The sequence below is a fragment of the Massilia glaciei genome, assembly GCF_003011895.2.
In the GTDB taxonomy this organism is placed as follows: domain Bacteria; phylum Pseudomonadota; class Gammaproteobacteria; order Burkholderiales; family Burkholderiaceae_D; genus Telluria_A; species Telluria_A glaciei.
Map to the genome: position 1 here is coordinate 60,284 of NZ_PXWF02000042.1, position 23,006 is coordinate 83,289.

Genomic DNA, 23,006 nt, shown 5'->3' on the forward strand with positions numbered 1-23,006 from the left:
ACACTGATGAAAGCATTGATCATTACACGCGACACCCAATTGCAGGCCGAGATCGCATCCCAGGGCGCCGCCCGCGTGCCGCCGCTGGCCGTGGCGGCGGCCTATCCGGGCATGCGCGATGCGCTCGAGCGCCCGGTGCCCGACAATCCGCACCTGGTGGTGCTCGACGCGAGCGAGGTCGAGCCGGCCGACGCCGACCTGCTCGAGCGGCTCGCCAAGCACTATCCGCGCTCGTGCTTCATGCTGCTCACGCGCGAGAACCAGCAGGAGCTGCTGATCCGCGCCATGCGCGCCGGGGTGCGCGAGGTGCTGCCGCTGCCGCTGGTGCACAAGGCCTTCCACGAGGCGCTCGACCGGGTCGCCGCGGCGGCCGGCATGAGCGCCATGCGCGACGGCAAGGTGCTCGCCTTCATTTCGTGCAAGGGCGGCAGCGGTGCCACCTTCATCGCCACCAACTTCGGCTACGCGCTGGCCACGCTGGCCGGCAAGAAGGTGCTGCTGATCGACCTGCACGGCCAGTTCGGCGACGCCGCCCTGTACATCTCGGACCAGAAGCCGACCATGAACCTGGCCGACGTGTGCGGCCAGATCGCGCGCGTGGACGGCCCCTTCCTCGAGTCGTGCCTGGTCCACATCACGCCCGGCTTCGGGGTGCTGGCGGCGGCCGACGACCCGGCCCACGGGGCCGAGCTCAAGCCCGAGCAGATGGACGCCATCCTGCGCGTGGCGCGCCACCACTACGACTACATCGTGCTCGACGTCGGGCGCCACATCGACGCCATCTCGCTGCGCGCGCTCGACAACGCCGACGCCATCTACCCCGTGCTGCAGCAGGGCCTGCCCGACATCCGCGACGGGCGCCGCCTGCTCGACATCTTCCGCTCGCTCGGCTACCCACCCGAGAACACGCGCCTGATCGTGAACCGCTACGACAAGGGCGGCAAGCTGCGCCTGCAGGACCTGCAGACCGCGCTCGGCGCCGAGATCGCGCACACCATGCCCAACGACTACCTGTCGGTGACCGATTCGGTCAACCAGGGGGTGCCGGTGATGCAGCTGGCGCGCGGCAGCGCGGTGGCGCGCAGCCTGGCCGATTTCGTCGAGCTGGTGACCGCGCACCGGGTGCCCGAGACGCGCGGCCTGTTCGACCGCCTGTTCGGCCGCGCAGACGCCGATGCATAACCCACCGGAGACCGAGATGACCCTACGCCAACGCCTGACGGCGACCGAGGAGGCGCGCGCGCCGGCCCCGCTGGCGGCCGAGCCGGCCCGCCACGCCTACCAGGACCTCAAGAAGAACATGCACCATATGATCCTCGACCGGATCGACCTCGAGCGCCTCAAGCGCCTCACGGCGGAGCAGTTCAAGCACGAGCTGGCGCTTCTGATCCAGCGCATCATCGAGGAGGAGCGCATCGTCCTCAACCAGAACGAGCGCCACAACCTGGTGCTCGACATCCAGCACGAGATGCTCGGGTTCGGACCGCTCGAGGCGCTGCTGGCCGACCTCACCGTCTCCGACATCCTGGTCAACACCTACGCCAAGGTGTACGTCGAGCGCCAGGGCCGGCTCGAGCTGACCGACGTCACCTTCCACGACAACGCGCACCTGATGAAGATCATCGAGAAGATCGTCTCGCGGGTCGGGCGCCGGGTCGACGAGTCGAGCCCGATGGTCGACGCGCGCCTGGCCGACGGCTCGCGCGTGAACGCGATCATTCCGCCGCTGGCGGTGGACGGCCCGATCCTGTCGATCCGGCGCTTCTCCGCCACCCCGCTGACGGTGGCCGACATGCTCACCTTCAAGAGCGTGACCCCGCCCATGGTGCAGGTGCTGCAGGCGCTGGGGCAGGCCAAGATCAACATCCTGATCTCGGGCGGCACCGGCAGCGGCAAGACCACTTTGCTCAACCTGTTGTCGGGCTTCATCCCGTCGGACGAGCGCATCGTCACGATCGAGGACGCGGCCGAGCTGCAGATGCGCCAGCCGCACGTGGTGCGGCTCGAGACGCGCCCGCCCAACATCGAGGGCAAGGGCGAGGTCACCCAGCGCGCGCTGGTGCGCAACGCGCTGCGCATGCGGCCCGACCGCATCATCCTCGGCGAGGTGCGCGGGGCCGAGGCGCTCGACATGCTGCAGGCGATGAACACCGGCCACGAGGGCTCGCTCGCGACGATCCACTCGAACGCGCCGCGCGACGCCCTGGCGCGGCTCGAGAACATGGTCGGCATGGCCGGCGTGACGCTGACCGCGCGCGCCACGCGCCAGCAGATCTGCTCGGCCATCACGGTGGTGCTGCAGGTGACGCGCCTGACCGACGGCACGCGCAAGCTGGTGAGCATGCAGGAGATCACCGGGATGGAGGGCGAGGTCATTGCGATGCAGGAGATCTTCCGCTTCGAGCAGACCGGGGTCGACGCCGGCGGCAAGGTGCTCGGGCAGTTCCGCGCCAACGGGGTGCGCCCGCGCTTCGCCGACCGCCTGCGCATGTTCGGCGCCCCGGTGCCCGACAACTGCTTCGACCCCTCGCGCATCTACGAATAGCGCCGGGGCGGTGGTTGGCGTGTGGCCCGCGGTAGGCCGCGCGGCTGCGGCGTTCTCGGGCTTGTTTTTAGGTTTCGGCTTAAAGCGGGAGGTAGCATGGATCTGGTGTTCGGAAGTTTCATGGTGATGCTGTTCGCGGCGACCAGCCTGCTGGTCGAGGGCGCCTTCCTGTGGTGGAGCGGCACCCACGGCGGCGCGGCGCAGCGCGTCAACCGCCGCCTCAACCTGATGACCGGCGGGGTCGACGCGCACAGCGAGCGCATCTCGATCCTCAAGCAGCGCCGCTTCGCCAGGGGCGAACTGGGCAACAGCCTGCTGCAGAGGGTCGGCCTGCTGCGGCGGCTCGACCACCTGATGGTGCATGCCGGCCTGCCGTGGTCGGTGGCGCAGTTCCTGGCCTGGTCTGCCGGCCTGGGCGTGCTCGGCTTTACACTGGCGCTCCTGTGGGCCGGCCCGCCCGCGCCCAAGTACGTCGTCGCGATCATCTTCATGTGCCTGCCGCTGGCGATGGTGCGGCGCGCGCGCCGGCTGCGCCTGCACACGATCGAGCGCCAGCTGCCCGAGGCCGCCGACTTCCTCGCGCGCGCCCTGCGCGCAGGCCATTCGTTCACCAACGTGCTGGCGATGGTCGGCTCGGAGCTGCCCGAGCCGCTGGCGGGCGAATTCCGCACCGCCAACCAGGAGATCAACTACGGCGTCCCGCTCAACGAGGCGCTGCAGAACATGGCCGAGCGCATCCCGCTGGCGGACCTGCGCTACCTCGTCATCGCGGTGCTGATCCAGCGCGAGTCGGGCGGCAATTTGGCCGAAATCCTCGGCAGCATCGCCCACATCATCCGCGAGCGCCTCAAGCTGATCGCGCAGGTGCGGGTGCTCTCGGCCGAGGGCCGGATGTCGGCCTGGATCCTCGGCCTGCTGCCGTTCTGCGTGATGTTCGCCATGCAGCTGTCCAACCCCAAGTACATCAGTCTGTTGTGGACCGACCCGGTCGGCGTAAAGCTGCTGTGGTACGGGGCCGCCATGCTGGTGGTCGGCGTGCTGTGGCTGCGCCGAGTCATCCGGATCCACGTTTAGGAGAGCGTCGATGCAAGCTTCACACCTGATTTTCCTGGCCTTCGTTTTCGTGGTCGTGATCGTGCTGGTGCTCGTCGCGATGGCGGTGTTCGCGCCGGGCGCGCTGCGCGAGCGCCTCGCCAGCGTCGAGGGCAAGTCCGAGCCAAGCGCGCTCGATGCCAACGGCTGGGTCGAACGGGTGGCCAAGGTGGCGCAGCCGTTCAGCCGCCTCTCGCTGCCCGAGGAGGGCTGGGAGAAGTCGGCCCTGCGCACCCGCTTCATGACCGCCGGCCTGCGCAATCCGGCCGCGCCGGCGCTCTATTTCGGCGCCAAGAGCGTGCTGGCGCTGGCCACGCCGGCGTTCATCGCGTTCGGCCTGATAGCGGCCGGCTCGAAGGTGGCCGGGGCGCAGTTCATGTTCGTGCTGCTGCTTGGCGCGGCGATGGGCTACTACCTGCCCAACGTGGTGCTGGGCCGGCTGGCCGAGCGCCGCCGGCGCGAGATCTTCGAGAACATCCCCGACGCGCTCGACCTGCTCACTGTGTGCGTGGAGGCCGGCCTTAGCCTCGAGCGCGCGCTCATCAAGGTGGCCGGCGAAATCCACATCAAGAGCCTGGTGCTGGCGCAGGAGCTGCAGCTGGTGCTCATGGAGATGCGGGCCGGCTTCACGAAGGAGAAGGCGCTGCGCAATTTCGCCCTGCGCAGCGGGGTCGAGGACGTCGACACCCTGGTCGCGATGATGATCCAGTCCGAGCGCTTCGGCACCAGCATGGGCGACTCGCTGCGGGTCCACTCCGACAACCTGCGCACCAAGCGGCGCATGATCGCCGAGGAGTGCGCGGCCAAGATCGGCCTCAAGCTGCTGTTCCCGCTCATTTTCTGCATCTTCCCGATCCTGCTGATGGTGTTGCTCGGCCCGGCCGGGATCCAGATCGGACGCACCCTGCTGCCCGCGATGGGCGGCACGAATTGAACCCTCACAGGAGAATGCCATGCGAACCACCCTCAAACGGCTAAGCGTGATCGGCGCCGGCGCCATGCTGCTCGCCTGCGCCGACCTCGGCCGGCGGCTGCCCCAGAACGCGGCGCACGCGCCGGACCAGGGCGCGCGCTTGTCTGCCGACGACGCCTACGTGCTCGGGCGCCAGCACCACATCGCCGGGCGTGCCGCGCCGGCGGCGCGCTACTACCAGGCCGCGCTGGCGTCCGGCCCCGGCCATGTCAACGCGCGCAACGGCCTGGCCACGCTGCTCGCCGAGCGCGGCGAATTCAGACAGGCGATCGCCATCTGGCAGGCGCTGACGGCCGACACGGCGCGCGCGTCCGGCGCCGGCGCCGCCTTCCTGTTCAGCAATCTGGGCTACGCCCACCTTCTCAGCGGCGACTACGAGCCGGCATTGACGGCGCTCGAGAAGGCGTGCGTGCTCGACCCGCTCAACGCGCGCGCGTGGCGGCACATGGGCGGCGCGCTGGCCAAGCTGGGGCAGGGCGGGCGCGCCGAGCTCATGTACAAGCAGGCGCGCGCCCTCGAAAAGCACGACTTCAAGGCCGACATCCGGGCCGTCGGGCCGCGCGCCGGCGCCGTGGCGGCGGGACCGGGCGAAGGCCGGGCCGGCCAGCACTGGGCCAGCACCGAGTTGCGCCAGACCAGCGCCGGCGTGTTCGAATTGCACCGGGTCGGGGCCGGTTCCGGCGCGGCGGCCATGCCGGCGACGAGCGCCGCCAGGGTGGACTTGTTGCCGCCGGTTGCCGCGCTTGTGCCCGCGGCGGCGTCGGCCGCGTCCGCCGCGCGGGACGGGGCGCGGCACACATTGGAGATTCGCAACGGCAACGGTGTGACCGGCATGGCGCGCGCCCTGGGCCGCCGCATCGACGGCGCCGAGGTGCGGGTGGTGCGCCTGTCGAACCATCCCGGCTATGGCGTGCGGAAAACGCGGGTCGAATACCAGAGCGGGTTGCGCGAGGCCGCGCGGCAACTGGCCGGGCGCTTCGGGCCGGCCGCGCTGGTCGAGGTCGACGGCGAAAGGCGCGCCGACATGCGGCTCGTGATCGGGCGCGACCGGATGCCGGGCAAGCTGGCGCGTAAGAAGGCGGAGGAGGTGGCGGAGCTGGTCGCCAAAATGGACTCGCCTCGGTAGCCGCCGGTTTCGCAGCCGCCCGGTTCGTTTGGTGCACATCAAGCGGCACCGCCGGGCGCACGCGACAATGGGTTTGATCACCTACAACCCCTGGAGCCAACACATGACCCTCGCAAAACGTATCACCACCATTTTGTCCGCCTTCCTGATCGCTGCGCTGGTCGCCTGCGCGCCGACCGCCACGCGCGAAGGAACGGGCCAGTACATCGACGACACCATCATCACGAGCAAGGTCAAGGCGGCGCTCGCGGCCGACCCCGACGTGAAGGCGACCGAAGTCAATGTCGAGACCTTCAAGGGCGATGTGCAGCTCAGCGGCTTTGTCAGTTCCCCGGAACACGTGCAAAAAGCCGTGGAGCTGACGCGCAACATCGAGGGCGTCAAGTCGGTCAAAAACGACATGCGCATCAAATAGCAACAAGTGGCAACAGCCGTAAAAAAGCCGCCCCGAGGAGGGGCGGCTGTCGTTGGCGCGCGCCTTATTGCCAGCTGACGCTGCCCAGTCCGCGCGCCGACGCGTTGCGCGCGGCCGGCTTGCCGTACACGGTGGCCGAACCGAGGCCGTTGAGGCTCAGATTGGCCGAATTTTTCGCGTACACCGTGGCGCTGCCAAGTCCTGTCATGTTCAGTTCGACGGCGTCGGCGCGCAACTGCTGCGCGTTGAGGCTGCCCACCCCGCCCATCGTCGCGTGCAACATCTTGCTGTTGCCATTGATCGCGATGCGGCCCGCGCCCTGCAGGTCGAGTTCGATGCGCTCGCTCGCGCCCGCGTTGAGCGTCATGCTGCCGACCCCGCCAAGATTGGCGTCGATGTGCTTGTAGCTGCCGGTGTGCGTGATGGCGCCGGCGCCGTCGAGCGTGAGCTTGATGCGCTCGCCCGAAAAGCCGCTGACCTCGGCCGATCCCACGCCGTGCGAAGCGAGCTCGCTCATGTTCGGCAAGGTCAGCTCGGCGCGCAACTCGGGTTTGCCGCGGCCCCAGCGGAAACCGCCTCCGCGACCGGTATCGATCTGCAAGGTGTCGCCTTGCTGCGACACCGACACCTTCGCCAGCGTCTCCTTGTCGCCGTACAGCACCAGCGACGGCGCGTGACCCTGTTTCATGCGCAAGTTGATCACTCCGCCGAGCTTGACCTTGATGGCGCGCGCGTCGACCGCGCGCGCCTCGCTAAGCGTGTCCGATGCGATGGCCGCGGCGCTGCCGGCGGCGAAGGTGGCGGCGAATACGGCGGTGCAAAATACTTTGTTCATGAGGGTCTTTCCGGTCGGTGCGGCGGTTGAGGGCGGTGCGGAATCAGTCGGCCAGCTGGGCTTTTTGGGCCGCCGTCAGGCGCTTGGCGGTGACGTGCACGACCATCATGTTGGCGTCGGCGCCCGCCGGCACGCTGACCGGCGCGGCATTGCGCGCGGCAGGTACGGCCGCCGTTGCGAGGGTGGTCACCGAGACCAGGCCGATGGCGATGATAAAGATGGCTTCCATGTTTTTTGCGATGTTCATTGTGAGCTCCTGGTGGCATTAGTGCGTTGGGTTGAGTGAACTATAGCCAAGGCCCAACGCGGCAACTATCGGAATGCGATGAAGTGCCGGTTTTGCGGGCTGGAGGGTCGAAAACCGGCGCAAAGGAGCGTTTGGCCGGCGTTCCCGGCGCGGCTGCGGGGCCGCCCGCCAAGTTGCGGTAGCGGCGCGGGAAAACTGCTTCTACCGATTCGGGACAGCGCTTGCTGATGAGTACCAGCGTTCTTGTTTGCACTAGGCAATTGCGTTAGCATTGATTTAACAACAGGGTCCTTTCATAAAATTCCAACAGGCGGAACCATGCATCCAGCATTCAGAAACACGTTGGCGGTGAGCGCCGGATTTGGGATTGGCAGCGTTGTTAACATGGGACTTATCGCGATTGGCGGGAGCATCATCGCACCGCCGCCCGGCACCGATACCGGCACGATCGACGGCTTGAAGGCCGCCATGCTGCTGTTCGAGCCGAAACATTTTATCTTTCCATTTTTAGCCCATGCGCTCGGCACCCTCGTCGGCGCGGCCGCCGCGGCCAGGATCGCGGCCAGTTTCAGAATGCAACTGGCGCTCGGCATCGGCGTCCTGTTCCTCGCGGGCGGGATAGTGGCGGTGATGATGCTGCCGGCACCCGCATGGTTCGACGCCCTCGACCTGACCGGCGCCTATTTGCCGATGGCGTGGATCGGTTGGAAACTCGCCACGCGCAAAACGCGATGAAGGATTCGGCCGGGCCTACAAGCAGCCTTCCGCCCCGGAAAGCGGGACCGCGGCGGATTTTGTTGTACGCATTCGCGACGCTGGTCCTCGCTGCGGTCGTCGCCATCATCGTGGCCGGCGACAGGCTCAGCGATCCGGTCTTGAGAACGATCGGCAGCGCACCGCCGGACATGCATGCCGCCCCGGCGCTGATATCGGTGGCGGCCGGGGAATCGGTTGCCGGTTGGTTTGTGCGAGGTGTACCGGGGCGGGGAGCGGTACCTCTTTTGCACGGGGTGCGAAGCGACCGGCGCCAAATGGCCGCGCGCGCGAGGTTCCTGACGAAGGCCGGCTATGCGGTCATGCTGATCGACTTGTCCGCGCAAGGCGAGAGTTCGGCAGGACGGATAACGTTCGGCGTCCGGGAGTCGGTCGGGGTCAAGGCCGCCTTGGAATACCTGCGCGGCGAGCTACCGGACGAACAGCTCGGTGTCATCGGCGTTTCGCTTGGCGCCGCCGCGTTCGTGATGGCCCACGCGGCCCCGGCCCTCGATGCGGTGGTGCTTGAATCCATGTACGCGACCATCGAGGACGCCGTTGAGGATCGCCTTGCGATCCGGCTCGGCACGCCGGGAAGGATGCTGTCGCCGCTGCTTCTATGGCAATTGCCTATCCGCCTCGGGGTGTCTGCGGACCAGATGCGTCCGCTCGAACACATGGGCGGATTGTCATCGCCTTTGCTCATCGCGTCGGGTATGCTCGACAGGCACACCCCGTTCGGCGAAACCGAACGCCTGTTCGAGGCGGCCAATGCGCCGAAGGAGTTGTGGCTGGTACGCGGCGCGAAGCATGTTGATCTGCGCGCCTTCGCGCCGCAGGACTACGAGGCAAGGATACTGGCATTTCTGATAAAACATATGGCAGGGAGCGATGGCCGCGCGGAGTCACGTACCGGATCGGTGCCGCGAATGCAAAAAGGGTCACCTGCCGAAGCGGTAACCCCCTGATTTTCTTGATAAATTCTGGTGCCGACTGCCGGTTTCGAACTGGCCACCTGATGATTACAAATCCGTATTCAAGAATTGGCGACAACAATTCAGAATAAATTAAAGTAGTTAAATCAGATGGTTACATTGACCTGTCTTTTTTCGGCAGCCCCATACTGCGCCACTTTACTCTCTCCTAGTGTCCCGCCGTTGTCCCAGTGACGCACGACTTCCACAATTGCCTTGTTCTTGGTGTGATGCCTGCGCACAATTCCCCGCTAAGGCGACCGTGAGATGCCTCGAACTGGTCCACCTATTCGATGCAGGAATGATTGCCTCTTGCCGGGGAGAGGTGGATGTACAAAAGATGCGCTTGCTGAACCAGGACCGCTTCCTGGAAGATACTTGACACCGCAATGGCAGTGGCCTGCTGTGCCGCCTGCCTGGCATGGTCCTGACCGTGGCGTTCCCCAAGGGTTCGTGATCCCTATGTTCGGCCTTAACAAGAAGGAGGTGCGCTGCGCCTCGTGGACAGCATCCCGCACGCCCTGCTTGCCAAGCTGCCACCGGACACCTTCTAAAGGCGCGCGCGAAACCACGCCGCCAGCGCCGCCTCCGGCATGGTCCCTGCCGCCACCGCCAACACGACCGTGATCGCCTCGGCCGGCTCGAACGCCAGCGTCGCCCCGTTCAGGCGCAGAAACAGACGCGCCGCCAGCCAAGCGGTGCGCTTGTTGCCGTCGCTGAAACCGTGGCAACTGGCAAGGCCGTGGCAGTAGGCGGCCGCCAATTCGGCCGCATCCGGCGCCGGCTCACCGTACAATTCGCGCATGGCGGGGCGTTCCAGCGCCGCCTTGACCGCGTTCAGGTCGCGCACGCCGTCGAGCCCGCCGTGTTCGGCCAATTGGGCGTCGTGCATGGCCAGCACCACGTCCTCGCGCACCCACACCCAAGCTGTCATTTGGCCAGTACGCGCAGGATCTCCCGGTCTTCGCGCATGATTTGCTCGGCTATCTCCATCTGCCGCCCGAATTCCGGGTTGTAGGCGGTGATCCGCAGCGCCCCGTCGGGGGCTTCGGTCAGGTAGATCGTGTCGCCCTTTACGATGTTGAGCTTGGTCTTGGCCTCCTTGTTCAAGATGAACCCTTCCGAGCCGCCCACCGTGGTTAGTTTAAATTGCATCATCGCGCGCTCCTCCTATATAAGAAAAATTATATAGCCAACGGGCGACGGCCGCAAGCGCACTTGATGTGCCTCGTGTGTGCCTATTTGCTAACCCACAAAACCCCGCCTGAGCGCGCGCGAGCCGATACCGCTGTTGGCGCCGACACCAAATTGACCCACAGCGCCGATTGCGCCTGACCCTGGCGCTGTCGTCGGGAGCCGCATGGCGCCTGCGTTTGCGCGAATTCGCCTGGGTCAACGAATTTCGGCCGCCTGGGTCAATTTGGCGTCGGCGCCAACAGGTAGGCCATCCTTGCATCCGGATGGTCATTTTGTGCGTGCCCGAAGGGGTCTTTACGTAGGTGGCCATGGTGCCTCAAAAGCTGGTGGGTGTACCGCTAGTGTACTTCTGGCGACCACAAATGCAAACGCCTTACGTAATGGATTACGTAAGGCGTTGATTTTATTACTAAATTCTGGTGCCGACTGCCGGTTTCGAACTGGCCACCTGATGATTACAAATCAACTGCTCTACCAAATGAGCTAAGTCGGCAAAACTACTAGGCCCGAATTATACCGCTATTTGATTCGGGTAAGCGTCGGGCGCCCGCCTTTTTTGGGCGGCTCGTCGTTGTCGTCGGCGACACGCGACACCGGCGCAGGCGCCGCGGCCAAGGCCGGCGCGCTCGGCACCGCTGACAGGGCCGGCGCCGCCTCTACCGCCGGGGCCGCCCCCGCCTGCGGTTTCTCGGCCGCGGTCTCGGTCACCTCGAACGCCATGCCCTGGCCGTTCTCGTTGGCGTAGATCGCCAGCACGTTGTGCACAGGCACGTAAAGCTCGCGCGAGACGCCGCCGAAGCGGGCGTTGAAGCGGATCGCATCGTTGTCCATCTTCAGGCCCGAGGTGGCGCCGAAGCTGATGTTGAGGACGATTTCGCCCTTTTTCACATACTCCATCGGCACCGTCGTGGCGGCGTCGACCTTGACTGCGAGGTAGGGCGTGAAGCCGCTGTCGGTGCACCACTCGTAGATGGCGCGCAGCATGTAGGGCTTGGTTGAGATGTCTGACATTGGTTCTATGGCTGGTGATGGAAGTTGCACGCCAGTTTACTGTGAATTGCCTTGCGGCGTCAGAAAACTGTCGTGCAACCGGGCCGCGCGGGCCGCAGGGACTGCGATCAATACTGAATCAAACGCAAAATCAACGACGCATGACCTTTTCGGACGGCGTCAGCGCCTCGATGTAGGCCGGGCGCGAGAAGATGCGTTCGGCGTACTTCATCAGCGGCGCGGCCGTCTTCGACAACTCGATGCCGTAGTGGTCCAAGCGCCACAGCAGCGGCGCGACCGCCACGTCGAGCATCGAGAACTCGTCGCCGAGCATGTACTTGTTCTTGAGGAACAGCGGCGCGAGCGTGGTCAGGCGGTCGCGGATCTCCGCGCGCGCCTTGTCGTGGCTCTTGTCGTTGGCCTTGGCGCGCTCGCTCTCGAGCACGTGCACGTGGACGAACAATTCCTTCTCGAAATTGAACAGCATCAGCCGCGCGCGCGCGCGCATCAAAGGGTCGGCCGGCATCAGTTGCGGATGCGGGAAGCGCTCGTCGATGTATTCGTTGATGATGTTCGACTCGTACAGGATCAGCTCGCGCTCGACCAGGATCGGCACCTGGCCGTACGGGTTCATGGTCGAGATGTCTTCTGGCTTGTTGAACAGGTCGACGTCGCGCACTTCGAAGTCCATGCCTTTTTCAAACAGGACCAGGCGGCAACGTTGGGAGAATGGGCACGTGGTGCCGGAGTAGAGAACCATCATTGTTATAGTTCCTTAGAAACAAAGGGGTGACACGACCAGCGCACCACCCCGAAATGATTGCCCGCCGTGGCGGGCAATGAATGAACGCGTGCTGATATTGCTTACTTTACTTCTTTCCAGAACGACGCGTTGAGGCGCCAGGCCAGCAGGACGAACACCGACAGGAACAACAGCACCCACACGCCGAGGCGTTTGCGCGTGCCCTGCGCCGGTTCCGCCATCCAGCCCAGATAGGCGACCAGGTCGGCCGTCGCGGTGTCGAACTCGGTCGCCGTCATGCTGCCCGGCGTCACCTGCTCGTAGCCGGCGAAGGTGTGCACGGTTTTCTTCGCATCATGCGGATCTTTCCCGTCGACCATCTTGATCGTGCGCACACCTTGCAGCTCCCACATCACGTGCGGCATCGCGACGTTCGGCACCAGGCGGTTGTTCCAGCCGGTTGGCGTGGCCTCGTCCTTGTAGAAGGTGCGCAGGTAGGTGTACAGCCAGTCCGGGCCGGAGCCGGCCGGCGAGGCCTTGGCGCGCGCGATCACCGACAGGTCGGGCGGCACCACGCCGAACCACTGCTTGGCGTCGGCCGGACGCAGCGCGGTGGTCATCATGTCGCCCGTCTTCTCGCTCGTGAACAACAGGTTGGCCTTGATTTGCTCGTCCGTCAGGCCGAGGTCCTTGAGGCGGTTGTAGCGCATCGACGAGGCCGAGTGGCAGTTGAGACAATAGTTGACGAACAGCTTGGCGCCGTGTTGCAGCGAGCTCAGGCCGGCGCGTTCGGGCGCCTTGTCGAGGGCGATGCCGCCCTCGGCGGCGCCGGCCAGCGCCGGCAGCAATGCCAGCATGGCGATCAGTTTTTTCGCGAAATTCATGTAAATGTCCTTTTGCTGTGATGTCGTATTAGTGCGGATGGAACGTCACGCGGGTCGGCACGGTCTTGAATGTGCCCATCGCGCTCCACCATGGCATCAACAGGAAGAAGCCGAAATACAGCAGCGTGCACAGCTGCGAAACGAGGGTCTTCATTTCGGACGGCATTTGCGTGCCGAGGTAACCGAGGGTCAGGAACGAGACGAAGAACGCGGCGTAGATCCAGGTATGGAAGTCCGGACGGTAGCGGATCGACTTGACCTCCGACTTGTCGAGCCAGGGCAGGGCGCCGATGATCATCACCGAGGCGCCGAACAGGACCACGCCCCAGAACTTGGCGTCGAGGATCTGCGGCAGCATGCCGATGATCACCAGCAGCGCCACGCCGGCGATCGCGGCCTTGACGGAGGTGGCCAGGCGCGTGGTCAGCCAGATCAGCGCGACATACGCGGCCACGCCGAACATGAGCACGTACATGAAGTTGGCGGTGGTCGCGCGCAGCACCGAGTAGAACGGCGTGAAGTACCAGGTCGGGGCGATGTGCGCCGGGGTCTTGAGCGAGTCGGCCGGGACGAAGTTGTTGTACTCGAGGAAGTAGCCGCCCATCTCGGGGGCGAAGAACACCACCGCCGCGAAGATCAGCAGGAACACCGACACGCCGAACATGTCGTGCACCGAGTAGTACGGGTGCGACGGGATCGAATCGACCGGATGGCCGTCCGGGCCGAGGTTTTCCTTCACTTCGATGCCGTCTGGATTGTTCGAGCCGACCTCGTGCAGCGCGATCAGGTGGGCCGCGACCAGGCCCAGCAGGACGAGCGGCAGCGCGATCACGTGGAACGCGAAGAAGCGGTTCAGGGTCGCGTCGGAGACCACGTAGTCGCCGCGGATCCACAAGGACAGGGTTTCACCGATGAACGGGATGGCGCCGAACAGGTTGACGATCACTTGCGCCCCCCAGTACGACATCTGGCCCCACGGCAGCAGGTAGCCGAAGAAGGCCTCGGCCATCAGGCACAGGAAGATGCCGAAGCCGAACAGCCAGATCAGCTCGCGCGGTTTGCGGTACGAGCCGTACAGCAGGCCGCGCGTCATGTGCAGGTAGACGATGATGAAGAAGGCCGAGGCGCCGGTCGAGTGCATGTAGCGCACCAGCCAGCCCCACGGCACTTCGCGCATGATGTACTCGACCGAGCCGAAGGCGAGCAGGGCGTCGGGCTTGTAGTGCATCGTCAGGAAGATGCCGGTGACGATCTGCAGCACCAGCACGAGCATTGCGAGCGAGCCGAAGATGTACCAGAAGTTGAAGTTCTTCGGGGCGTAGTACTTGCCCCATTGGTCGTTCCACAGCTTGGTCAGCGGAAAGCGGTCGTCGACCCAGCCCAGCGCCTTTTCGGCGACCGGCGCGTCGGCGGGAAATTTGGTTTCTTTGAACGCCATGATTATGCCTCGCCTTTCTCGTCTTTACCGATCACCATGGTGGTGTCGGACAGGTACATATAGGGCGGCACGTCGAGGTTGGACGGCGCCGGCACGCTCTTGAACACGCGCGCGGACAGGTCGAAGGTCGAGGCGTGGCACGGGCACAGGAAGCCGCCCTGCCAGTCGTCCGGCAGGTTCGGCTGGGCGCCGGGGGTGAAGCGCGACGAGGGCGAGCAGCCTAGGTGCGAGCAGATCCCGACCACGACCAGGATCTCCTTGTGCTCGGCGCGCGCGCGCTCCGGGTTCTTGGCGTACTCGGGCATGTCGAGCTGGTAGATCTTGTCGGACGCCGGATCGGCCACGTTGGCCTCGGTCTTGGCCAGGCTGGCCATCATCTCCGGCGTGCGGCGCAGGATCCAGACCGGCTTGCCGCGCCATTCGACCACTTTCATGGTGCCCGGCGCGACATCCGAGATATCGACTTCAACCGGCATGCCGGCCGCCTTGGCGCGCTCAGACGGTTGGAATGTGCTTACCAAGGCACCTGTAGTAGCCAAACCGACAACGCCGCCCGCCGCGCACGTAGCGACGAGCATGTTGCGACGGCCCGGATCGACCTGCTTTTCGTTACTCATACCAACCCCAATCAGTCAAAATGCGAAATCTTAAGAAGCCACACAGAGCTTCTAGCAACCTTAAATTATAAGGGAAGCGGCACATGAATTGAAGTAAAAAAGTTGCCCGGGGCATCAATCGGCCCCCGCGCGGGCATTTTCCCGCCACTTTCTGTGGTTGCCCGCGCGCTTCCTCGCGCTTTTCGAGCAAACCGCGCCCAACCCGCGCCCAAACGGCAGCCATCGGCGCGCGTTCCCGTGCGCCGCGCCGGAACTGGCGTGCGCGGTTGGCTTCTAACAGCATCGACGGTATGATTGCTCTGCAATTCCGCAAATATTACCTGGGGGAATTATGTCAATGATGGGTGAGTTCAAGCAGTTCGCGCTGCGCGGCAATGTGATGGACCTGGCGGTGGCCGTCATCATCGGCGCCGCCTTTTCCAAGATTGTCGATTCGCTCGTGCAGGACGTGATCATGCCGCCGATCGGCAAGCTGTTCGGCGGGCTCGACTTCGCCAACTACTACCTGCCGCTCCACGGCCAGGGCAGCGGCTTGACCCTGGTCGAGGCCAAAAAGGCCGGCGCGGTGCTTGCGTACGGCAACTTCCTGACCATCTTGCTCAATTTCGTCATTCTCGCCTTCGTCATCTTCCTGATGGTCCGTTTCGTCAACCGCGCCCGCCGGCCGGTCGAGCAGGCACCCGCCGCCACGCCCGAGGACGTGCTGCTGCTGCGCGAGATCCGCGACTCCCTGCGCAAGTAGGCGGCAACTAAAAAACAAAAACCGGCGATAAAAACGGGCGATAAAAACCGCCAACACAAACAGGCGACAAGGCAGAACGCCCCGCCTTCGCCCCCCCGGGGCACGGAGAAACCGCAATGCGACGCTACTGGTTATTGTTCGCGCAGATCGTCACCGTGGCGCTGGCGCTGTGGTTCGTGCTTAGCGCCGTGCGCCCCGACTGGGCCGGCGGCCCGGCCCGGCTCGCCCGGGTCGGCAGCGGCGCCGGCGCGGTGCCGGTGCTGCAGGCGCCGCCGCTGCCCACCCCGGGCAGCTACAGCGGGGCCGCCGCGCGCGCCATGCCCGGGGTGGTCAACATCTTCACGCGCAAGGCCCTGCGCCAGAACCATCCGCTGCTCAACGACCCGTTCTTCCGCAAGTTCTTCGGCGACCGCCTGCCCGACCAGGAGCGCCAGTCGAGCCTAGGCTCGGGCGTGATCGTCAGCCCCGACGGCTACATTCTGACCAACAACCACGTGGTCGACGCCGCCGACGACATCGAGGTCGTGCTCGCCGACGGGCGCAAGGCGGCCGCGCGCATCGTCGGCGCCGACCCCGAAACCGACCTCGCCGTGATCCGGGTCGACCTGCGCGGCCTGCCCGCCGTCACGCTCGGGCAGTCCGAGCGGGCCCGCGTGGGCGACGTCGTGCTGGCCATCGGCAACCCGTTCGGCGTCGGCCAGACCGTCACGCTGGGCATCATCTCCGCGCTCGGGCGCAACAACCTGCGCATCAACGACATCGAGAACTTCATCCAGACCGACGCGGCCATCAACTTCGGCAATTCGGGCGGGGCCCTGGTCGACACCAACGGCAATCTGATCGGCATCAATTCGGCGATCTATTCGCAGACCGGCGGCTCGGTCGGCATCGGCTTCGCCATTCCCGTGAGCACCGCCAAGGCCGTGCTCGAGGCGATCATCAAGGACGGGCGCGTGGTGCGCGGCTGGATCGGGGTCGAATCGCAGGACATCACGCCCGAGCTGGCCGCCAGCTTCGGGCTCGCGCGCGAGGCCGGCGCCATCATCGCCGGCGTGGTGCGCGACGGCCCGGCCTACCGCGCCGGCATCCGCCCGGGCGACATCCTGCTCGCGATCGACGGCCGGCCGGTGGGCGGCACCAACGAGATGCTGCGCCTGATCGCCGAGCTTCCCCCGGGCAAGCGCGCTACAATGACGGTGCTGCGCAAGGACCGCGAAGCGACGCTCGACGTGACCATCGGCACCCGCCCGCCGGCCGCGCGCGCCCGGTAGGCGGGGCGCGCGGCGGCGCCACCACCCACCGGAACCCCTTCCATGCATTTGCGCGACCTGACCCAGTTTCTGCACGAGCTTGGCAACAACAACAACCGTCCCTGGTTCATCATGAACAAGCCGCGCTACGACATCCTGCGCGCCGAGTTCCTCAAGGTCGTCACGGCGCTGATCGCCGAACTGGGCAGGTTCGATCCGCAGGTGCTCGCCTGCGACCCCAAGAAGGCGATGTTCCGCATCAACCGCGACATCCGCTTCACCAAGGACCGCAGCCCGTACAAGACGCAATTTTCGGCCGGCATCACGCCGAGCGATCTGCGGCGCCCGAGCCAGGCCGGCGGCCCGACCTACTATTTCCACATCGAGCAGGGCGGCAAGCTGCTGTTCGGCGCCGGCGAATACCTGCCGCCGCCGGCGCGCCTGCGCGCGATCCGCGCCCACATCGTCAACGATGCGACAGGATTTTCGAAAGTGCTCAAGAATAAACGCCTGCGCGACACCTTCGGCGCGCTGCAGGCCGAAGACAAGCTGCAGCGCCCGCCCAAGGGCTTCGACCCCGGCCATCCGCACATCGAGCAGATCAAGCTCAAGAGTTTTTTCGTGTGGACCGAGGTGCCGCTGGCCCTGAACGAACCCGGGCGACTGGTGCCGCAACTGGCCGCCGGCATGCGCGACGCCTTCGCGCTCGTCACATGGCTGCGCGGCGTCGAGCAATCGTCCGGGGAGGGGGCCGGCGCGGCCTGACATCGAAGCAAACAGCCTGACATCAAACACCAACCCACCAACCAACCAACCCACCAACCCACCAACCAACCGGGATCACACACATGGCCTTGCTGCATGCAACATCGGGCGAACGCATCGCGCTGCAACGGGGCGACGACGACATCGCCCATTTCACCTCGGTGGCGCTGACCAAGACCGAGCACATGGAGCTGATCCGGCTGGTGCTGCCGAAGGGCCGCTCCATGCCCGAGCACAAGGTCGACGGCGAGATGACCTTGCAGTGCCTCGAGGGCGAGATCGCGTTCGACGCGCACGGCCGCACCACGATCCTGCGCCCGTCCGAGCTCGTGTACCTGGCCGGCGGCGAGCCGCACGCGGTGCGCGCGCTGCAGGACTCGGTGGCGCTGCTGACGATCCTGCTGCCGCACCGGCGCGGCGGCGAGCGCACCGACCACCCGCTCGGCTCGGGCAAGTAGCGCGGGCGCGGGCCGGCGGGGGAAGGGTCAGGCGAAGCCGGGCGAACCCGGGCGAACTCAGGCGATTTCGTCGCGCGGGTCGCGCGCCAGCAGGCGCTCGACCATCGCCGGCGCGCTGTCGCCGTCGAACAGCACGCCGGCCACGGCGTCGGTGATCGGCATCTCGACCCCGAGCCGGCGCGCGAGCGCGCGCACCGCCTTGGCGCACGGCACGCCCTCGGCCACATGGCCGAGTTCGGCGACGATGGTCTCGATCGGCTTGCCCTGCGCCAGCGCCAGCCCGACCCGCCGGTTGCGCGACAGGTCGCCGGTGCAGGTGAGGATCAGGTCGCCCATGCCGGTCAGGCCCATGAAGGTGCCGGGCCTGCCGCCGAGCGCGCCGCCGAGGCGGGTGATCTCGGCCAGCCCGCGCGTGATCAGGGCGGCGCGCGCGTTGAGCCCGAGCCCGAGCCCGTCGGCCACGCCGGTGGCGATCGCGAGCACGTTCTTGACGGCGCCGCCGACCTCTACCCCGATCAGGTCGTCGCAGGAATACACGCGGATGTTGCCGCCGTGGACGGCGCCGATGACGCGCTCGCGCAACTCGGCCGACTCCGAGCCCACCGTGAGGGCGCACGGCAGGCCGCGCGCGACCTCCTGCGCGAACGACGGGCCCGACAAGGCCGCGCCAAGCACGCCGGCGCCGAGCACCTCGCGCGCCACCTGGTGCGGCAGCAGGCCGGTGCCGCTTTCAAAACCCTTGCACAGCCAGACGATGTGGTCGATGTCGTGCGGCGCCAGTTGCAGCAGCAATGGGCGCAGGCCGGCCACGGGGCAGGCCGCGATCAGCAGCGGCGCCCGCCCGGCATCGGCCGCGGCGTCGGCGCCCGTTTGCACGTGTGCGAGCGCGGCGCCGAGGTCGGCGCCCACGCGCAGCGCGGGCGGCAGCGCGAAGCCGGGCAGGTAGGCGGTGTTTTCGCGCGCGGCGTCGAGCGCGGCCATGGCCGCGCGGTCGCGGCCCCACAGCAGCACATCGTGGCGCGCCGCCAGCGCGATGGCCACGGCGGTGCCCCAGGCGCCGGCGCCGAGCACGGTGATGTTGCGGGAGGTCGCGGGGGAGGTCGGCGCGGAGGTGGTGGCGGGGGATGCGTGCATGGTTGCTCTGGAAGGGGGTTGGGACGGGGGTTGGGACGGGTTCAGATGCCCCACACGTCGGCCGCCCTGACGTAGCCGGCGATGCCTTCCTTGTGGCGGACCCTGACCCAGCTTGTCGCTTGCGGGTCGACCAGTTCGAGCAATACGCCCTTGTCGGCCGTCATGAGGATTTCTGCGTTGTCGTCGGGGCCGGCGCGCACCCTGGCGCCCGCGCTGCGCACGACGACGTTGCGTTTGGCGCTCAGCGTCGAGGCCGGCACCCAGGCCAGGTCGCCGTTGACGTCGCGCACCTTGACCCAGTCGTTATAGCTCAGAACGATCTCGAGCGGCATGCCGTGCGGCGCCAGGTACAGCTTGGCGCCCTTGATCGAGGGGGTGTCGTACAGGATCAGCGCGTCGACCCCGACCGTCCGGAAGTCGAACGCCTGACTGGCCGCCGCCGCCAGAAGCAAAACGGCTGCGACGGCAAAACGGTGAAACGCCATGGGTCTTCCTTCGCCGTGGGGAGCGCTGCGGACAGGGGTGTGGCGCCGGCAAGCCGTCGCCGCCACCCCGCCTTGATGCAGACTTGCTGCAGACCGCTTTGTTGCTTTGTTGCTTTGTTGTTTTGTTGACTGGCTGCTTGACTGCTTAGTTGGCCGCGCCGTCGGTCGGCGTCGCCGCCACTGCCGCCTGCTGTTCGGCCAGCGCCTGCAGGCGCTGCTGGTAGAACACCTCGAAGTTGATCTCGGCCAGGTGCACGGGCGGGAAGCCGGCGCGCGTGATCACGTCGGCGATGTTGCCGCGCAGGTAGGGGTAGACGATGTTCGGGCAGCCGATGCCGAGCAGGGGATCCATCTGGTCGGCGGGGATGTTGCGCGCCTCGAAGATGCCGGCTTGCTTGCCTTCAACCAGGAACGCGACCTTGTCCTTGATCTTGGCGGTCACGGTGATCGTGACGGTCGACTCGTAGATGCCGTCGGCGATGGCTTCGGCGCCCACGTCGAGCGAGACTTCGATCGACGGCGCTTCCTGCTCGAGGAAGATCGACGGGGAATTCGGCTGCTCCAGCGACATATCCTTGAGGTAGACGCGTTGGATTTGGAATACGGGTTGCAGGTTTTCTTCGGACATGGAACGCTTTCAATGTGAGATGGGATGGACGGCTGGCCGTCCCCGAGATGGGCTGACTTTGTTCAGGGTTCAATCAGGCTGAAATCAAACGCGACGGTAATTGTATCAAAACCATGTCGGATACCATAGTTTTGACCAGCGGCGCGGCGGCGCGCCCGCGCCTCAGGCGCCCGCTTCACCTTTTAGCAAGGGATCGAGCCTGCCCGCCTGATCGAGCGCATACAAGTCGTCGAAGCCGCCGACATGGGTGTCGCCGACATAAATCTGGGGCACCGAACGGCGCCCCGTCTTTTCCATCATGATCACGCGCTGGTCGGGGTCGAGGTCGACCCGGATCTTTTCGATGCCGGTCACGCCCTTGGCGTCGAGCAGGCGCTCGGCGCGCACGCAGTACGGGCAGGAGGCCGTGTGGTAAAGGACTACATGGGCTGTCATCATTGCCTTTCGCTTCGTTGGACCTTGGGGGGCGGCGCCCCGGCGCCGCCCCCCGCTTGCTGCTATGCTCGGTTCTTCGCTTCTTGCCGTTTTGGTTGCCGGCGCTATTGTTTCTTGCTCAGCACCACGGCCGGCCTGGCCGCCCCCGGCTTGGCCAGCGGCAGGCCGGCCGTCTGCCAGGCGCCGATGCCGCCGTCGAGGCTGACCACGTCGGCGAAGCCGGCCTTGCCCAGCTCGACCGCGGCGCGGTCTGCGCGCGCGCCGTTCTGGCACACGACTATGATGGTGCGCGATTTCGATTTTTCAAGTTCGCCGATGCGCTTGGCCAATTCTGCCAGCGGAATGTTTTTTGCGTCGCGCAGGTGGCCCTTCTCGAACTCGGCCGGCTCGCGCACGTCGAGGATCAGGGTCTTGCCCTTGTTGATCAGCTGCGTCGCCTGCAGCGCGGAGGCGCGTTTGCCGCGCGGTTGCAGGGCCGGCCAGAGCAGGGCGCCGCCCGACAAAGCGACGACGCCGGCGAGAAATATGGTCAAGTTTGAGAAATTCACGGGGATCCGATGGTTTAGGTCAATCCCCGCATTATAAAATAGAAGCTGGTCCGCCAGCAGTTTGGTCTTTTACCGACGCCGCCCTCCCACTTTTTGAAGAATAATCTATGTACAAAATCGTATTCATGCGCCACGGCGAATCCACCTGGAACCTCGAGAACCGCTTCACCGGCTGGACCGACGTCGACCTCACCGACAAGGGCGTGCGCGAGGCGCGCGACGCCGGCCGCGTGCTCAAGGAGGCCGGCTTCAGCTTCGACCTGACCTACACCTCGGTGCTCAAGCGCGCGATCCGCACGCTCTGGCTCGCGCTCGACGAGATGGACATGATGTGGCTGCCCGTCAAGCACGACTGGCGCCTCAACGAGCGCCACTACGGCGCCCTGCAGGGCCTCGACAAGGGCGAGACGGCGGCCAAGTACGGCGACGCCCAGGTGCTGGTGTGGCGCCGCAGCTACGACACGGCGCCGCCGGCGCTGGCCGGGGACGACCCGCGCGCCTCGTTCGGCGACCCGCGCTACGCCGGCCTCGACCAGGGCAGCATCCCGCTCACCGAATGCCTCAAGGACACCGTCGCGCGCGTGATGCCGGCCTGGGACGAGGAGATCGCGCCGGCCATCCGGGCCGGCAAGCGGATCCTGATCTCGGCCCACGGCAACAGCCTGCGCGCCGTCATCAAAATGCTCGACGGCATCAGCGACGAGGACATCGTCGGCCTCAACATCCCCAACGGCCAGCCGCTGGTCTACGAGCTCGACGCCGACCTGAAACCGATCCGCCACTACTACCTGGGCGACCAGGAGGCGATCGCGGCGGCCGTGAGCGCGGTCGCCAACCAGGGCAAGGCCAAGTAGTTTGCACGCTCCCCGACCCAAGCCGCCGGCGGGCAGGGCGGCGCTGTGCGCCGTCCTGGCCCTGGCCATCGCGCTCGCGAGCGCCGGCGCCGGCGCCGCCGCCAAGCCGACCGCGCGCGGCAAGCAAAAGGCCGCGGCCGAGGCGACCCGCGCCGGCATCCAGAAAAAACTGAGCGCCCTCAAGCGCGACATCGGCCGCACCGAGGACGCGCGCGAGGACGCGGCCGACACCCTGGCCGCCTCCGAGCAGGCGATCTCCGACGCCAACCGCGAACTGCGCGCGCTCGGCGACGAGCAGGGCCAGACCAACCAGAAACTCGGCGACCTGACGGCGGCCCAGGAGAAGCTGGCGCTGACCATCGAAGGCCAGAAGAAGCAGGTCGCGACGCTGCTGCGCGCCCATTACGTGGCCGGCAACGAGGACCGCCTCAAACTGCTGCTCTCGGGCGACAACCCGAACCGCATCAACCGCGACCTGCAGCAGATGGCGTTCGTGTCGCAGGCGCAGGCGCGGCTGCTGGCCTCGCTGCGCGCCAACCTGGCCCGGGTCGAGGCCAACCGGCTGGCGGCCCAGCAGGCCAGGGACGAGCTCGAGGAGATCGCGCAGGAGGAGCGCGGCCAGAAGGCCGTGCTCGAGAAGGAGAAGGCGCAGCGCGCCGTGCTGCTGGGCACGCTGTCGAAGCGGCTCGCGGGCCAGCGCAAGGAGGTCGGCAAGCTCGAGCGCGACGAGCAGCGCATGGCCGGGCTGGTCGACAAGCTGTCGCAACTGATCCGCGAACAGGCCGAGGCCGCCACTGCCGAGCGGCGCCGGCGCGAGGCGGCCGCGGCCGCCCGGGCGCTGGCCAAGGCGCGCGCCGAGGCCGAGGCCAGGGCGCTGGC

At 66.4% G+C, this 23,006-nt stretch carries 28 protein-coding genes and 1 tRNA gene; 14 read left to right on the plus strand and 15 right to left on the minus strand.

The window, feature by feature from the left end; all coding sequences use genetic code 11:
* The first annotated feature begins 6 nt into the window (after positions 1-6).
* From C7C56_RS03175 to C7C56_RS03200, 6 genes are all read left to right on the plus strand, one after another.
* Positions 7-1,182 (plus strand): CpaE/TadZ family protein, encoded by a 1,176-nt coding sequence (locus tag C7C56_RS03175; protein ID WP_106756047.1) that lies wholly within the window; start codon positions 7-9, stop codon positions 1,180-1,182.
* Positions 1,183-1,198: 16 nt separating this feature from the next.
* Positions 1,199-2,545, plus strand: a complete 1,347-nt coding sequence (locus C7C56_RS03180; protein ID WP_106756048.1) for a TadA family conjugal transfer-associated ATPase — start codon at positions 1,199-1,201, stop codon at positions 2,543-2,545.
* 96 nt (positions 2,546-2,641) lie between these two features.
* The gene (locus tag C7C56_RS03185; protein WP_106756049.1) at positions 2,642-3,619 is read left to right on the plus strand and encodes a type II secretion system F family protein; all 978 of its coding nucleotides are present in this window, start codon (positions 2,642-2,644) and stop codon (positions 3,617-3,619) included.
* Between the two features lie 10 nt (positions 3,620-3,629).
* Positions 3,630-4,571, plus strand: a complete 942-nt coding sequence (locus C7C56_RS03190; RefSeq protein WP_106756050.1) for a type II secretion system F family protein — start codon at positions 3,630-3,632, stop codon at positions 4,569-4,571.
* Positions 4,572-4,590: 19 nt separating this feature from the next.
* Positions 4,591-5,736, plus strand: coding sequence for a LytR C-terminal domain-containing protein (locus C7C56_RS03195; protein WP_106756051.1), 1,146 nt, complete (start codon positions 4,591-4,593; stop codon positions 5,734-5,736).
* Between the two features lie 103 nt (positions 5,737-5,839).
* The gene (locus C7C56_RS03200) at positions 5,840-6,151 is read left to right on the plus strand and encodes a BON domain-containing protein (RefSeq protein ID WP_106756075.1); all 312 of its coding nucleotides are present in this window, start codon (positions 5,840-5,842) and stop codon (positions 6,149-6,151) included.
* Positions 6,152-6,215: 64 nt separating this feature from the next.
* Here C7C56_RS03200 and C7C56_RS03205 read toward each other — a convergent pair whose 3' ends face one another.
* Positions 6,216-6,986 carry a GIN domain-containing protein gene (locus tag C7C56_RS03205; protein WP_106756052.1) on the minus strand — a complete coding sequence of 257 codons (771 nt, stop codon included), beginning with the start codon at positions 6,984-6,986 and terminating at the stop codon, positions 6,216-6,218.
* Between the two features lie 43 nt (positions 6,987-7,029).
* Complete coding sequence (locus C7C56_RS03210) at positions 7,030-7,233, minus strand: hypothetical protein (RefSeq protein WP_106756053.1); 204 nt, start codon at positions 7,231-7,233, stop codon at positions 7,030-7,032.
* A 318-nt stretch (positions 7,234-7,551) separates the two neighbouring features.
* Between C7C56_RS03210 and C7C56_RS03215 the strand changes: the two genes are divergently transcribed.
* Together C7C56_RS03215 and C7C56_RS03220 are read left to right on the plus strand one after the other, a co-directional pair.
* Positions 7,552-7,968, plus strand: coding sequence for a hypothetical protein (locus C7C56_RS03215; protein WP_106756054.1), 417 nt, complete (start codon positions 7,552-7,554; stop codon positions 7,966-7,968).
* 62 nt (positions 7,969-8,030) lie between these two features.
* Positions 8,031-8,954 (plus strand): alpha/beta hydrolase, encoded by a 924-nt coding sequence (locus C7C56_RS03220; RefSeq protein ID WP_106756055.1) that lies wholly within the window; start codon positions 8,031-8,033, stop codon positions 8,952-8,954.
* Between the two features lie 556 nt (positions 8,955-9,510).
* On the opposite strand, the gene C7C56_RS03225 is transcribed toward C7C56_RS03220, so the two are convergent.
* The 8 genes from C7C56_RS03225 to petA form a co-directional block, all read right to left on the minus strand.
* Complete coding sequence (locus tag C7C56_RS03225; protein ID WP_106756056.1) at positions 9,511-9,894, minus strand: type II toxin-antitoxin system death-on-curing family toxin; 384 nt, start codon at positions 9,892-9,894, stop codon at positions 9,511-9,513.
* Entirely contained in the window at positions 9,891-10,118 is a 228-nt protein-coding gene (locus tag C7C56_RS03230) for an AbrB/MazE/SpoVT family DNA-binding domain-containing protein (protein ID WP_106756057.1), read from the minus strand. Before C7C56_RS03230 ends, C7C56_RS03225 begins: the two co-directional genes overlap by 4 nt.
* A 456-nt stretch (positions 10,119-10,574) precedes the next feature.
* A tRNA-Thr gene (locus tag C7C56_RS03235) sits at positions 10,575-10,650 on the minus strand.
* A 26-nt stretch (positions 10,651-10,676) separates the two neighbouring features.
* A complete protein-coding gene (locus C7C56_RS03240) occupies positions 10,677-11,168 on the minus strand; it encodes a ClpXP protease specificity-enhancing factor (protein WP_106756058.1) in 492 nt (163 codons plus the stop codon).
* A 130-nt stretch (positions 11,169-11,298) separates the two neighbouring features.
* Entirely contained in the window at positions 11,299-11,910 is a 612-nt protein-coding gene (locus tag C7C56_RS03245; RefSeq protein ID WP_054265664.1) for a glutathione S-transferase N-terminal domain-containing protein, read from the minus strand.
* A gap of 101 nt (positions 11,911-12,011) precedes the next feature.
* Complete coding sequence (locus tag C7C56_RS03250; RefSeq protein ID WP_106756059.1) at positions 12,012-12,773, minus strand: cytochrome c1; 762 nt, start codon at positions 12,771-12,773, stop codon at positions 12,012-12,014.
* Between the two features lie 28 nt (positions 12,774-12,801).
* Positions 12,802-14,214, minus strand: a complete 1,413-nt coding sequence (locus C7C56_RS03255) for a cytochrome b (protein WP_106756060.1) — start codon at positions 14,212-14,214, stop codon at positions 12,802-12,804.
* A complete protein-coding gene (petA, locus tag C7C56_RS03260; protein ID WP_106756061.1) occupies positions 14,214-14,828 on the minus strand; it encodes a ubiquinol-cytochrome c reductase iron-sulfur subunit in 615 nt (204 codons plus the stop codon). The genes C7C56_RS03255 and petA overlap by 1 nt, the downstream gene beginning before the upstream one ends.
* A gap of 331 nt (positions 14,829-15,159) precedes the next feature.
* Between petA and mscL the strand changes: the two genes are divergently transcribed.
* The 4 genes from mscL to C7C56_RS03280 all read left to right on the plus strand — a co-directional run bounded on the left by mscL (position 15,160) and on the right by C7C56_RS03280 (position 18,043).
* On the plus strand, positions 15,160-15,570 hold the full coding sequence (gene mscL, locus C7C56_RS03265) for a large conductance mechanosensitive channel protein MscL (RefSeq protein ID WP_106756062.1): 411 nt from the start codon (positions 15,160-15,162) through the stop codon (positions 15,568-15,570).
* A gap of 116 nt (positions 15,571-15,686) precedes the next feature.
* Positions 15,687-16,841 carry a Do family serine endopeptidase gene (locus C7C56_RS03270; protein ID WP_106756063.1) on the plus strand — a complete coding sequence of 385 codons (1,155 nt, stop codon included), beginning with the start codon at positions 15,687-15,689 and terminating at the stop codon, positions 16,839-16,841.
* Positions 16,842-16,883: 42 nt separating this feature from the next.
* Positions 16,884-17,585, plus strand: coding sequence for a DUF2461 domain-containing protein (locus C7C56_RS03275; RefSeq protein WP_106756064.1), 702 nt, complete (start codon positions 16,884-16,886; stop codon positions 17,583-17,585).
* An 83-nt stretch (positions 17,586-17,668) separates the two neighbouring features.
* The gene (locus tag C7C56_RS03280) at positions 17,669-18,043 is read left to right on the plus strand and encodes a cupin domain-containing protein (RefSeq protein WP_106756065.1); all 375 of its coding nucleotides are present in this window, start codon (positions 17,669-17,671) and stop codon (positions 18,041-18,043) included.
* A 57-nt stretch (positions 18,044-18,100) separates the two neighbouring features.
* On the opposite strand, the gene C7C56_RS03285 is transcribed toward C7C56_RS03280, so the two are convergent.
* The 5 genes from C7C56_RS03285 to C7C56_RS03305 form a co-directional block, all read right to left on the minus strand.
* The gene (locus C7C56_RS03285; RefSeq protein WP_106756066.1) at positions 18,101-19,177 is read right to left on the minus strand and encodes an NAD(P)H-dependent glycerol-3-phosphate dehydrogenase; all 1,077 of its coding nucleotides are present in this window, start codon (positions 19,175-19,177) and stop codon (positions 18,101-18,103) included.
* Between the two features lie 41 nt (positions 19,178-19,218).
* Positions 19,219-19,662, minus strand: coding sequence for an SH3 domain-containing protein (locus C7C56_RS03290; protein WP_106756067.1), 444 nt, complete (start codon positions 19,660-19,662; stop codon positions 19,219-19,221).
* A gap of 145 nt (positions 19,663-19,807) precedes the next feature.
* Positions 19,808-20,290: a protein-export chaperone SecB gene (secB, locus tag C7C56_RS03295; protein WP_106756068.1), complete on the minus strand. Its 483-nt coding sequence runs from the start codon at positions 20,288-20,290 to the stop codon at positions 19,808-19,810.
* A gap of 162 nt (positions 20,291-20,452) precedes the next feature.
* Positions 20,453-20,725 carry a glutaredoxin 3 gene (gene grxC, locus C7C56_RS03300; protein ID WP_106756076.1) on the minus strand — a complete coding sequence of 91 codons (273 nt, stop codon included), beginning with the start codon at positions 20,723-20,725 and terminating at the stop codon, positions 20,453-20,455.
* A 104-nt stretch (positions 20,726-20,829) separates the two neighbouring features.
* A complete protein-coding gene (locus tag C7C56_RS03305) occupies positions 20,830-21,273 on the minus strand; it encodes a rhodanese-like domain-containing protein (protein ID WP_106756069.1) in 444 nt (147 codons plus the stop codon).
* 107 nt (positions 21,274-21,380) lie between these two features.
* Between C7C56_RS03305 and gpmA the strand changes: the two genes are divergently transcribed.
* Together gpmA and C7C56_RS03315 are read left to right on the plus strand one after the other, a co-directional pair.
* Entirely contained in the window at positions 21,381-22,127 is a 747-nt protein-coding gene (gene gpmA, locus C7C56_RS03310; protein WP_106756070.1) for a 2,3-diphosphoglycerate-dependent phosphoglycerate mutase, read from the plus strand.
* 1 nt (position 22,128) lies between these two features.
* Positions 22,129-23,006: murein hydrolase activator EnvC family protein (locus tag C7C56_RS03315; RefSeq protein ID WP_370660175.1), on the plus strand; the 878-nt coding region annotated here is incomplete at its 3' end.